An 11,546-nucleotide genomic window follows, 5' to 3' on the forward strand; every position below is an offset into this window, starting at 1 on the left:
AGCCATGCTCGCCGGCAGGATCAGGCGCCCGAGAGCAAAATCGCGCAAAAGCCCGGCACGCGACTGGGCGGTCGAGTCCTGTTGGTCGATCTTGAACGCAAGGGCGTTCAGCTCACGCTCGAGTTCCTGCACCAGTTCAGCGAGCGCAAGAACCGCCATTCCTTCGCTGACTATGTTTGCAATCGCTGCGACCTGGAAGGTGCCGTTGCCAGGCTGCATGAAATCGGGATCGACGTAATGACCGCCGCTCCGTCGGACGACCTGCTGGCGCTGCTATCGTGCGAGGATGGAGGCAAAGTGATGGCGGATCTGCACGCGACCTATCGCATCGTGATCATAAACCTGCCGTCGGCGCTGGGGCGGCCGGAAGCCAAATTTCTGCCCGGATGGGCGGACGTGGTTCTTTTCGCCATCCGGTGGAGGAAAACGCCACGCACCCTCGCTCGCGGGGTGCTGGAACTCCTTCAGGGCAACGGTTCTCTTGCGATACCTGTCGGCAGTGTCCTCACGCGCGTGAATCTGAAGAAACATGCCGGATATCGGCTCGAGGACAGCGCTGACCTCTTGCGCGAGCAAATAGCATGACGGCCACAGGCTCGTCCTTGGGCTACGAACGATCCGGGGGTGGTTCATCCAGGGAGCGGCCAGGACGATTCACGGTGCAGCCTGTCAGCAGAGCGCGTCATTCAGGTGAATGATGGCAAGGTCCGGTGTGCATCGTAGGCTCCGGCAATCCCCGATATTTGCCTCCCTCGGAAGCGCGAACCGATGGCACCAAGCGACCTTCTGAGACCCAAGACGGTTCCTGCGGCCGGCACAGCCATCATCGTTGTTCGGCCGAGCCCGATCGGCTCGATCATTCGTGCGGCAAGCGGAGTGTCGGCAATGGCGATTGTCGGCCAGCTCACCCTTCTTGCTGCAATCCCGGTTTTGGCGCGGCTCTATTCGCCGGCCGATTTCGGCGTCTTTACGATTTACCTGTCGATCGTGAATATACTCGCCGGGGTCGCGGCATTGCGCTTCGAGGCTTCGCTCTATGGGGTCAAGGGGAGCGCGCAGGCCTATGTGACGGTCAAGCTTATTCTCTTGGCTGTGTTCGTGACGACCGTCCTGGCCTTTTCGGCCGGACAGATGCTGTCGAACCTTGCTCCCGATCGCCTCGGCTCGCTCGCCTGGCTCATTCCGATTGGAATGGGAGGCGCAGGTCTGGTCGAAGCCATGAACTGCTGGAGTCTGCGTGCCGGGCTTTTGCGCGATTTTGCTCTCGGGCGCCTGATCCTGCCGGCGAGCATGGCTGCACTGCAATTGGCTTTCGGCATCGCCAACCTCGGCGGCGAAGCCATGATCCATGCGCATATTCTGAGCCAGTTCGTCTTCATCGGGCTGATCGGCTGTCGGGTGATGAGTTGGGAGGATTTGCGTGGCATCGCCTGGGCACCCTGGCGTGCGGTATTGGAAAAGGCTCGGCGGGAATACAAATTTCCTCTGTTCGATATTCCCGCAACGCTCGCGAGCATAGCAATCAACAATCTTCCAGCAGTGCTTGTCGGCGGGCTGTTCGGCACCGCATTTGCCGGATATTTGGGCGTGGCCGCGCGGCTGGTCACCGGTCCGGTGACGCTGATCGCCACACCGCTCAGCAATGTTTTTGTCGCCGAAGCAAACCGGAACAGCAATCGTGGACACCTGCTTGGTGTGGCGCGCGGGCTTCTCCTGCTGGCCGCCGCCTTTACCGCGGTGCCGATCTTGCTGCTCGGCCTCGCCGCGCCTTATGTGGTCGTTCCGCTTCTGGGCGAGCCTTGGATGCCCACTGCGGAAATCATGACCGCACTGGCGCTGATGGGCGCGGCACAGGCGTTGTCGACTCCGCTCAGCGACGTTCCCGCTCTGTTACGGCGGCAAGGAACAAGACTGGTCATCGACCTCGCACGGGCGGTTCTCGTGTTTGGCCCACTGCTCGCCGGCGCCCAGGCGGGCTGGCAGCCAGTCACCGTCATCTATTTCATGGCCGCCGGCGGCGCGTCGGGTTTCGCTCTGAAAATGGCAGCATCACTGTACCTGTTGACCCACGACCCTCAACCAGCAGGCGCTGCAACGTGCGTCCAACATGAATGTCTCGAGGAAAAAACACCATGAATTCGTCGTCGATTGACAACCTTCAAGCGGCAGTTGCGGTCACCCAGCATGACCGGGCCGATGTCTCATGGTCACGCCCTTTTATCTCGGTCGGGATACCAACCTTTCGTCGACCGGATACGATCCGCAGGGCGATCGACAGCGTCTTGGGCCAGGATTACTCCGATTGGGAGTTGGTCGTGAGCGACGACGAGGGACCGGAGGGCGAGACCTGGGCTATCGTGACCGACTACGCACGGAGCGAACCTCGCATCCGCATTATCGAAAACAGTCGAGGTCGCGGTCAGGTGGAGAACACCAACAACGCTATGCTGGCTTGCTCCGGACGATGGATCAAGTTGCTTCATGACGATGACTGGCTTGCGCCAGGTGCACTCAGGACATTCGCCGAAGTTGCCAAACAGTATCCCTCAGTCGCCTTCATGACGTCAGCCGCAAACATAATCGAGGACAAGCGAGTGCGATTTCGCCAAGTCCCCAAGGAGCAGGAACCGATCTCGCTTTATTCCAGCCAGCAGTGCCTGATGGACCTCTATCTGGTGCGTGCGACACGCTGCCTGGGGATTATTCCATCCACATTGTTGATCAACAGCGACGTCATTCGTGCCGGCTGCTTGATGCGCACGCACAAAGAGATTCCGGCCGGAGTGGATCAACTGTTCTTCGTCGATCTAGCCAGCCATGGGGACATGGTGGCGATAAGCGATCCGCTTACCTTTTACGATGCGACGAACCATCCAAGCATTACAACGTCAAAGAGTTTCCGCGAGGTCGACGAAGTGACCCTCGCCGTCAAACAGCTTAACTGGAATCTCATCAAGGACCGCAACCATCTCCCGCCTCCCGAGACATTGCTGCGGGCATTGCGGGTTGCTCGTATTCCCATGAGGTTCCACCAGCAGTCCTGGTTGACCACGTTCCTGGACGGGATTCAGATCTTCCGGCCTTCCGTCATGAAGGTGGCGGGCTGGCACGTGCTTAACCACGTGTTTGCAATCCGCCCAAGATTGGGCCGGGTGCGCACACGACGGCGGTAGGGTGAGTCTGGCGGACAAGCACGCCGGCAACAGATTGCGCGCGCACAAGCCTGTTGCGCGCGCGCATGGTACGGCCGTTACCTCACGGCAGGACGCATATGCGCCCAAGAAGAGCTACCAGTTCCGCCTGGCGCCGAGTTTCGGTCTTGGCGAACAGCGACGCCAGTTGTGACCTTATCGTGGTCCGGCTCAAGCGCCGCTTGCGGGCTATCTCCAAAGGGGCATCGCCCTGCGCCAAGCGCAGCGCGAGTTGCGTTTCGGCACTCGTCAGACCAAACATTCTTTGCAGCGTCTGGGGATTTGGCCCGGACCTGTTTTCACGATCCAGCAGCGCCACGATACTCGTCGCGTCAGGCGTTGCTATGCCCTTCTCGTTCAAAACCAAGGGCCTGTCGCCCATGCCGCGGATCACCACCCATGAAAGCGTGCCGGGAAGAAAATTCCCCGGCACGTTTGCGATCAGCCGCCTCAGAGCAACCGACACCTTGCCGGCCGTATCAGCTGCCTCGCCCTCGCGCTCCAAGGTGTTTTGAGCGGCTGAATTCCACTCCATGACCTTCCTGTCGCTGTTCAGGATCAGATAGCCACACCCGATGCGATCAAGCATTCCCACAACAGATGCAAGGCTGCTCTGCTTTGGCTCGACGGCCACGCCGTCGAACCTTTGTGGTGCTTGGTGCCAGGCGGAACCATGGCCACCCTGCGTTCTCAAGGCCGAGACGGGCTTTCCCCCGAAACCTCCATATTGGCGACCAAGAACTCCATCATCTTGCCTACCAACCAGTGCCATTTTCTTACCTCCCGCAAAACGGCAACGCCTCCCTGTCAAAAGGAGGTGCCTTCAACATGTCAGTCAGGTCGCTTGGAGAATTGCGGTCCGATCCGCCCCCGACATCGGACAAAATGCGCGCTACAATCCCAGGGAACAATCCTGCGGTCGGACTAGTCTGTACGCTTTTCGGTCTAATCTCGACGGACTAGTCAGAAGGTTATAGTTTGGCACATGCGTTTGCTTTCGCTCAATTTGCATCCGAACAGCTCAAGCAAGTTGCTGACCCACCTTGCCTCGATGTCGCTCCTGATCGCGACACTTGCGGTCGAGACGGCGCTGCCCGCCTCCATGGCATACGACATCGGCTTTTTTGAATTTGTTCCCACCATTATTGCCATCTCATATCTCGAAGATCGCCTGATTGCCCTTGCGGCAACGTTTGTGATGGTGGCCGTCGGCTTGTTGGCGCGGGATATCCTGAGCAACCCAATTAACGTCGAGGTTTGGATTAGGGCCATTCTGCTGCTGGTTGCAGGGGCGATGATCGCCCTGACTTTCCACCGGCAGAGGCAGGACTACCGCACCCTTTTGCAGGTTGCAGAGGCTAGACTCGTGGCCTTGGAGGCAACCGAAAACAGTTATCGCTGGGCATTCGAACGTGCCGCTATCGGCTTTGCCAACATGAGCGAGAACGGAGAGTTGCAACGGTCCAACAAACGTCTCTGTGAGATGACAGGGTATGTCGAGGAAGAGCTTTCGAGTCTACCGCTCAGGGCACTCGTCCACCCTGACGACAACCACACTTTGGCGGAAGCGTTGACTCGCCTCAAGGACACGACTTCTTTCGGCTCGGAGATCCGTCTCCTGAAAAAGGACGGCACGGTTTTGTGGACAAGATTGGCGCTGTCTTTGGCCGTGCCAGCCGATGCTCTCCCTCAAAGCATCTTTGTAATGATGGACGATATATCCGGAGAGCGAACCGCCCGCGAGGCACTCCGGGCTCAGAAGGAATGGTTGGACTTGGCGCTGTCGTCCAGCCGGTTGGGAACGTGGCGTATAGATTTCGAGAGCGGATCCGTGAATGGCTCAGCCGCGTTCTGGGAAATGATGGGACTGGCACCCGCGCCGAGTCGTCCATTGCAGGAATTGACCGCTGTCGTTCACCCGGCCGACTTGCCTAATCTGACGGCCCCGGGAGAGCTTGCATCAGGCGCCGACTATGATGCGGAGATCCGCATCAGGCGAGCTGGCGGGCATATCCGCTGGATCGCTCTTCGGGGCCGGGACGAATTGCGCGACGGTCGTGCACAGCGAATAGGAGTCGCCGCGGATCTCACCGATCGACGCATAACCATTCTGCTGCGGGCTGCGGCGAAGAAGCGAGAGCGGGCCATGCTTGAACAGCGCCATAGGCTCAACAATCTGTTTCCGGTGATCACGGCGCTTGTGAATATGGTCGGTGCCCCCGACAACGATATCGCCCGTTACAAGCAGATACTGATCGAAAAAATCGGCGCACTCCAGGCGACGCATCTGCTTCTTTCACGCGATGGCAGCCTGTCGGCTTCCCTCCGTGACCTCATTGCTCAGGAATTGCAGCCCTATATGGGGACGCACAACATTTCGATCAGTGGACCCGAAGTAAAAATGGCAGAGGGTTCGGCTGAGAGCTTCGCAATGATCGTTCACGAACTTACGACCAATTCCGTGAAGCATGGGGCTCTCGGCACTCCGGCAGGCCGGATCGAGGTCGCGTGGCAATTCGCAGCCCAGGAGCCCGGCGCCGACATCGTGTTTGAATGGTCGGAATCGGGAGAGCGCCGGGTCTCCACCTCGGCTCGGCGTGGTTTTGGGTCGTTGATTATTGGAGCCGACGGTGAGCCTATCGTGGGCCACTCTTCCAAGCTCGAGATGCTGGATCACGGACTAAAATATTCGGTCCGGCTGCCGCCAAAAGCAATCGGCGCTAGTTGATGTCTCTGGCGGCCCATGTCTTCAGCAAGACCGCGGCTTCCGTCCGATTTCGTGCTCCAAGCTCGCGCAGGACGGCGGCAGCATGAATCTTCGTCGTCGCTTCCGCAATTTCAAGAGAGCGGGCAATCTCTTTGTTCGAGTAACCTTCGGCCATCAACCTGAGGACTTCCTTCTGTCTGGACGTAAGCCTCCCCAGATTGTTGACGCTGATGGTCCTGTGGGGCATTTGCATGGGAGCCTCGGACGGAAGGCGTACCGACTCCTTGGACCTTTGTGAAAGAAGTGCCGGAACGTAAATGCGGCCGGCCAGGATTTCGTTCACCGCCAGGACCACCTCCTCGTCCGTTTGGGATTTTACGATATAGCCATGAAGCCCAATCGAAAGGGCAGTCAGAATCTCGGCGCGTGAATCCGTCCCTGAGACAATAGCAAACCGTGTGTCGGGATGAGCCGGTAAGACGTCGCGAAGATCATCCTGACCCGACAGTCCCGGCATGTGCAGGTCGATGATGGCGAGATCAACGGGCGCCTGATCTTCAAGCAGGCTTATGACGGTATCAAAACATGCCGCTTCGAATATTTCCAAGTCCGGAATGCCGGCCATCAATGCCAGTCGCAGCCCACGACGATACAAGCCGTGATCGTCGGCGATGATAATACGATACATGAACCACCCACCTTTTGGCAGCCCCGCATGTGTCCCTAGCTGCCGAAACCTCCCTTTGGATGGACTGCACGGTGACCCAACACAGATCAGCCGCCCGCTGATCCCCCGTATGTCGACGCTCGCCGTCGCCCATCCGCACATTTCAACCTTCTAATATAGCTTACAATCGCACACATTTCAGGGCCAGATAGTTAAGTGTTTTTTTCGTACGAACGGTGGCGATGCCTCTGCGGGAAGGTCGTTACCGACGCCGAAAATCTGCACAGGTAATTGCCATTCAAACGGCTACAGCTCCCAGCCCTGATTGATCACCCTGCCGCGCCCATGCCCTACCGGCTGGAATATTGAAATCAAAACGCCGGGAACGTGCCATTCAAATGCACGACGACGCCTTCTCGGGCGCCACTTACCATCGCTGCACTCCGGAGAGGTGAAACCAACACTGGCGTACCTTCCGGCCGGGTGGGCTGGACCCATCACACCGCGACAGTCGTATCAATAGGAGGACGAGATGAAAGCGGTCATTCAGTGCGGTGGAATGGGAACACGCCTTCGGCCTTTCACATCCATCTTGCCCAAGCCTCTCATGCCGATCGGTGCTCGGCCGGTTCTTGAATTGCTTTTGAAGTGGCTGCGACGGAACGGCATCCAGGAGGTCTACGTAACGACCGGCTATCTGGGGCACTTGATCCGCACCGTATGCGGAGACGGATCACAGTGGAATCTTAGGATACGCTACACCCAGGAGTTGGAACCTCTGGGCACTATTGGCCCGCTCTCCCTGATCAGGGAGGAACTGGACGAGCCGTTCATTGTTCTCAATGGGGACGTACTTACCGATCTCAGTCTCAGCCGGTTTGTGGCATCACACCGGACTCACACTGATCCAGTCACCATAGCCACAGCTTCCCGCATCATCAAGATGGACTTCGGCGTCATCGACGAGGTCGGCAATACTGTCCAGGTATTTCGCGAAAAACCGACGCTGTCTCATCTGGTAAGTATGGGTATATATTGCATGAATCCAGATGTTTTCCGTTTTATACCTGACGGCATCGCCTTCGGATTCGACGACCTCATGCTGCAGATGATGCAAAACGGCACGAATGTGCACGTCTACAAACATGACGGGCTTTGGCTGGATATCGGACGCGTAGAAGATTTTCAAAACGCACAAACCATCGCCTGGGAAGAGCAGTCCGCATCGATCGAGGTCTCGGCAGCGGCCGCTTGAGGGCTGAACGCCCTGCCGCGCCAATATGAGGAGGTCGTAATGCTCTTGGTCAGCGCTCCTATTCTTGGCTTTCCGGAAAAGGCAGCCCTGGCCAAAGTTGTCGACAGTGGGTGGCTGACGATGGGGGACCAGGTGCGAGCCTTTGAAGAGGCCTTCGCAGCCGTGCATGATGCGGTCGATTGCGTCGCCGTCAGCTCTTGCACCGCCGCCCTGCATCTCATTCTCCATGGACTTGGGATCGGCCCCGGAGACGAAGTGCTGGTTCCCTCGCTGACCTTCGTGGCGACCGCCAATGCAGTGCTCTACGTAGGAGCAACACCGGTATTCGTCGACATAGAGTCGGCCGAAGTGCCACTGATGTCCCTAAGTGACGCGGAGGCCAAATGCACCGGACGTACCAAGGCTGTCATTCTCGTCCACTTTGCCGGCTATCTTGCCGACCGGGAAGAATGGCAGAGATTTGCCCGTGTGCGAGGACTGCATATCGTCGAGGATGCCGCGCATGCTCCCGGCCTTAAGGAGGTGGGGACTTACGGTGCGGCCGCGGCCTTCAGCTTCTACGGCAACAAGAACATGACCACCGCGGAAGGTGGGGCCGTTATTGCCCGGGATGGACAGCTCCGTGAAACGATCCGCCAGGCTCGCGGACATGGAATGACCAGTGGCACACATCAGCGGTTGAACAGCCGCACGCCGCAATACGACGTGACGATGCTCGGTTTCAATTATCGCATGGACGAGTTGCGCGCCGCTATTGGCTTGGTCCAACTTCAGAATCTGCAGGAATGGAATGAAATCCGGCGCATATTGGTCGTCCTCTATCGGCGTCTGATCGCAGATTACTGCTCGGCTGTGACAGTCCCGTTCGGCAAACCGCGGACCTCGGCCTACCACATCATGCCTGTCCTCCTGCCACATGACGTCGACCGGCAAGCGGTGATCGACCATCTGCGAACGAAGGGAATACAGACCACAATCCACTATACGCCCGTGCACCAGATGACGCTTTATCGCCAAATGTTCACTGAAATCCATCTGCCGAAGACCGAGGACTTCGCGCAGCGGGAGCTGACGATTCCACTACACCCGCAAATTACGGCAAGTGCGATCGAGTCGGTGGTTGTCGCATTAGCCACGGCGATTGAAAGCAGCGGGCGTGCGGGAGCTGCGGCATGAACGCACTCGACGTGACCATGCATCGGCCCGCTGTAGCTGGCACCAGCCACGGAATTGCCAGACGCGCGATGGACATCATCCTCGCTGCAGCAGCGGGAATGGTACTCGCTCCACTGATGCTCCTGATTGCCGTTGCACTTTTTGTCGAAGGTGGTTGGCCGGTGTTTTTCGTACAGACGCGCCTGGGTGCCGGCGCAAAACCGTTTCGCATGTACAAGTTCCGCAAATTCAAGACGACAGCCGATCCTTTCGGCCTTGCGCTGACCATGAACGATGACAGCCGCATGACGCGGGTAGGCCGCTTTCTCGCGGCAACGAAACTTGATGAGCTGCCCCAACTGTGGAACGTTTTCACGGGGGACATGGCAATTGTCGGGCCGCGGCCGGAAAGCCTTGCCTTCGCCGATTGTTTCCGCGGCGGCAATGAAGCTGTCCTACAGTGGAAGCCTGGCCTGCTCGGCCCGACCCAGGTTCTCTTCCGTCACGAAGCCTGTTTTTACCCGCCCTCCCTTGATCCGCTCCTGTTTTATCGAGAGGTCCTGTTCCCGGCCAAGGCAACGATCGACCTCGCCTACTATCCGCGGCGCACGATTGCATCGGACCTCGTCTGGATAATGCGGGGCTTCAGGGCGGTTTTCGGTGTGTCCCTGCCTCCCGCGGCAAGTGGGTAGAGTTGGCAAGCGAGGAGTTTGGCATGAATGGATTGTTGTTCGTTCGCCAGTTTGACGGCTCACACGATCGAAGGAGTGCACGGTCGTGAGCTATCGCGGCAGGAAGGTCCTGGTCACCGGTGCGGATGGATTTATCGGATCCCACCTCACGGAAGCGCTGGTGCACGAAGGTGCCGATGTCACGGCACTGGCCCTCTACAACTCGTTCGACAGCCATGGCTGGCTGGATGATTTGCCCGACCACGTTCGAAGCCAGTTGCAATGCATTCGTGGCGACGTTCGTGACAGCGCGTTCATCAACCGGATCGTGCGCGGCCAGGCGGTGGTGTTTCATCTGGCTGCGCTGATTGCGATTCCCTATTCCTACGCTGCTGCCCAATCCTATGTGGAGACCAATGTGCTGGGCACCGTGAATGTCCTCGAAGCGGCACGCCACTGGGAAACCGAGCGCATTGTGCATACGTCCACGAGCGAGGTTTATGGCACCGCTCTGACCATGCCGATTCACGAATCCCACCCGTTGCAGGGACAGTCCCCCTACTCCGCATCCAAGATTGGCGCGGACATGATGGCGGCGTCTTATGCCAGGTCCTTCGATGTGCCGGTGGTCATCCTGCGACCGTTCAATACATACGGGCCGCGCCAGAGCGAGCGGGCCATCGTGCCGACCATCATAAGGCAGGCTCTGGACGAGAACTGTCCGGCGATCATGGTCGGCGACACCAGCCCTATCCGCGACCTTACCTTTGTGGAAGACACTGCGGCGGCATTTGTGGCGGCAGGGGCGGCCGAGCTTGAATTTGGCCATGCCTACAATGCCGGCAGCCAGCGCGCCGTCAGTGTCTCGGACGTTTTGGAGTTGGTGCTCGAGTTGAGTGGCACCAGGAAACCGGTACGTCGCGACGAAAGCCGGATGCGGCCGCAGAACTCCGAGGTTCGCGCGTTGCTCGCCGATTCCTCGAACCTTGAAAGTAAAGTCGGATGGCGGGCGCATACAAGCCTGCGTGACGGTCTGGAAAGAACCATCGAGTGGTGGCGTTCGCGCCTCAGCGACGGCCGCGTCCGTCGCGAAATGAGCTATATGACATGACCTTTCCGCGGCTCATACCGGCTGTGCTGCTGATGGCCGCTCTGCTGGCGCTACACACAGCCGGAAACCGGCCGAGCGGTGCGGCAGGCACGGAGCCGGCAATGGATCTGCCCGCTTACCTGAAACCTGCAACCGATCCGGCGACAGGGATCAGCTTCACTCGGATCACCCAGCCCGGAGCTCTTGGCGGCGGAATTGTCTGCGGCAAAATATATTGCAGTCATCGGTACTCGAGCGCGCAAGCGTGGAATGCCGATCAGAGCCTCCTCGTCCTCATGAACGGCTGCAACGGCATGTGCTTCCTCGACGGGAAAAACTACGTTCCTTTGTTCCATCGCAACAAGCCGGGTGAGTGCGAATGGCACCCTCGAAACGCGGACCTGATGATTTGTGTCGATGATCAGAATATCTCGACCTGGGCACCCCGCAGCAATCGTGAGGACATAGTTTTTGCCGCTGCGAAATATCGGGATCTCAAATTCGGCCCGTCCAAGGGAAATCCAAGTCGTGACGGCAGCCGCATTGCCGTACGCGCGACCCGCGATGATGGTGCTGCCGTCGCCTTCGCATATGATCTCGACCGGCGTCTGAAATACCCGGACATCAATCTCGCCCAGGTTGCCGGAACGACCAGTTCCTGCACCATTTCTCCGCTTGGAGAAAACATCCTGTGTTTCCAAAACCTGGCCGACGGCACCGAGCAGCGAGCCATTTTCGCAATCGACGGCACCTTGCGCCAGACGTGGAAGGACCATCATCGGCCCGGCCATGGCGATATGACTCTCGACG

At 58.6% G+C, this 11,546-nt stretch carries 9 protein-coding genes and 2 pseudogenes; 9 read left to right on the forward strand and 2 right to left on the reverse strand.

The window, feature by feature from the left end:
- The 3 genes and pseudogenes from EN939_RS07350 to EN939_RS07360 all read left to right on the forward strand — a co-directional run.
- Nucleotides 1–585, forward strand: a pseudogene (locus EN939_RS07350) (CpsD/CapB family tyrosine-protein kinase); the annotation flags it as partial.
- A gap of 183 nt (nt 586–768) precedes the next feature.
- Nucleotides 769–2,136, forward strand: coding sequence for a lipopolysaccharide biosynthesis protein (locus EN939_RS07355; RefSeq protein ID WP_127267493.1), 1,368 nt, complete (start codon nt 769–771; stop codon nt 2,134–2,136).
- Nucleotides 2,133–3,173, forward strand: a complete 1,041-nt coding sequence (locus tag EN939_RS07360; protein WP_127267494.1) for a glycosyltransferase family 2 protein — start codon at nt 2,133–2,135, stop codon at nt 3,171–3,173. Before EN939_RS07355 ends, EN939_RS07360 begins: the two co-directional genes overlap by 4 nt.
- An 82-nt stretch (nt 3,174–3,255) precedes the next feature.
- Here the strand turns inward: EN939_RS07360 and EN939_RS07365 are convergent, their stop codons facing one another.
- Nucleotides 3,256–3,780, reverse strand: a complete 525-nt coding sequence (locus tag EN939_RS07365; protein WP_335930787.1) for a helix-turn-helix transcriptional regulator — start codon at nt 3,778–3,780, stop codon at nt 3,256–3,258.
- A 396-nt stretch (nt 3,781–4,176) separates the two neighbouring features.
- Between EN939_RS07365 and EN939_RS07370 the strand changes: the two genes are divergently transcribed.
- Nucleotides 4,177–5,919: a PAS domain-containing protein gene (locus EN939_RS07370; RefSeq protein ID WP_127267496.1), complete on the forward strand. Its 1,743-nt coding sequence runs from the start codon at nt 4,177–4,179 to the stop codon at nt 5,917–5,919.
- On the opposite strand, the gene EN939_RS07375 is transcribed toward EN939_RS07370, so the two are convergent.
- Nucleotides 5,912–6,586: a LuxR C-terminal-related transcriptional regulator gene (locus tag EN939_RS07375; protein ID WP_127267497.1), complete on the reverse strand. Its 675-nt coding sequence runs from the start codon at nt 6,584–6,586 to the stop codon at nt 5,912–5,914. The genes EN939_RS07370 and EN939_RS07375 overlap by 8 nt on opposite strands.
- A gap of 511 nt (nt 6,587–7,097) precedes the next feature.
- On the opposite strand from EN939_RS07375, the gene EN939_RS07380 reads away from it, so the two are divergent.
- The 5 genes and pseudogenes from EN939_RS07380 to EN939_RS07400 all read left to right on the forward strand — a co-directional run.
- Nucleotides 7,098–7,820: a nucleotidyltransferase family protein gene (locus EN939_RS07380; RefSeq protein WP_127267498.1), complete on the forward strand. Its 723-nt coding sequence runs from the start codon at nt 7,098–7,100 to the stop codon at nt 7,818–7,820.
- A gap of 39 nt (nt 7,821–7,859) precedes the next feature.
- On the forward strand, nt 7,860–8,996 hold the full coding sequence (locus EN939_RS07385; RefSeq protein WP_127267499.1) for a DegT/DnrJ/EryC1/StrS family aminotransferase: 1,137 nt from the start codon (nt 7,860–7,862) through the stop codon (nt 8,994–8,996).
- Nucleotides 8,993–9,667, forward strand: a complete 675-nt coding sequence (locus EN939_RS07390) for a sugar transferase (protein ID WP_127267500.1) — start codon at nt 8,993–8,995, stop codon at nt 9,665–9,667. Before EN939_RS07385 ends, EN939_RS07390 begins: the two co-directional genes overlap by 4 nt.
- Nucleotides 9,668–9,752: 85 nt before the next feature.
- On the forward strand, nt 9,753–10,757 hold the full coding sequence (locus EN939_RS07395) for an SDR family NAD(P)-dependent oxidoreductase (RefSeq protein WP_127267501.1): 1,005 nt from the start codon (nt 9,753–9,755) through the stop codon (nt 10,755–10,757).
- Nucleotides 10,754–11,546 (forward strand): annotated as a pseudogene (locus EN939_RS07400) (hypothetical protein); the annotation flags it as partial. The gene EN939_RS07395 and the pseudogene EN939_RS07400, both read left to right, overlap by 4 nt.

Origin of the sequence: Mesorhizobium sp. M7A.F.Ca.CA.002.05.1.1, assembly GCF_003998335.1 — a bacterium.
Taxonomy (GTDB): domain Bacteria; phylum Pseudomonadota; class Alphaproteobacteria; order Rhizobiales; family Rhizobiaceae; genus Mesorhizobium.

Coding starts and splice junctions, on each gene's coding strand:
- EN939_RS07355 (WP_127267493.1), top strand. CDS start 769: ATGGCACCAAGCGACCTTCTGAGACCCAAGACGGTTCCTGCGGCCGGC.
- EN939_RS07365 (WP_335930787.1), bottom strand. CDS start 3,780: ATGCTTGATCGCATCGGGTGTGGCTATCTGATCCTGAACAGCGACAGG.
- EN939_RS07360 (WP_127267494.1), top strand. CDS start 2,133: ATGAATTCGTCGTCGATTGACAACCTTCAAGCGGCAGTTGCGGTCACC.
- EN939_RS07385 (WP_127267499.1), top strand. CDS start 7,860: ATGCTCTTGGTCAGCGCTCCTATTCTTGGCTTTCCGGAAAAGGCAGCC.
- EN939_RS07380 (WP_127267498.1), top strand. CDS start 7,098: ATGAAAGCGGTCATTCAGTGCGGTGGAATGGGAACACGCCTTCGGCCT.
- EN939_RS07390 (WP_127267500.1), top strand. CDS start 8,993: ATGAACGCACTCGACGTGACCATGCATCGGCCCGCTGTAGCTGGCACC.
- EN939_RS07370 (WP_127267496.1), top strand. CDS start 4,177: ATGCGTTTGCTTTCGCTCAATTTGCATCCGAACAGCTCAAGCAAGTTG.
- EN939_RS07375 (WP_127267497.1), bottom strand. CDS start 6,586: ATGTATCGTATTATCATCGCCGACGATCACGGCTTGTATCGTCGTGGG.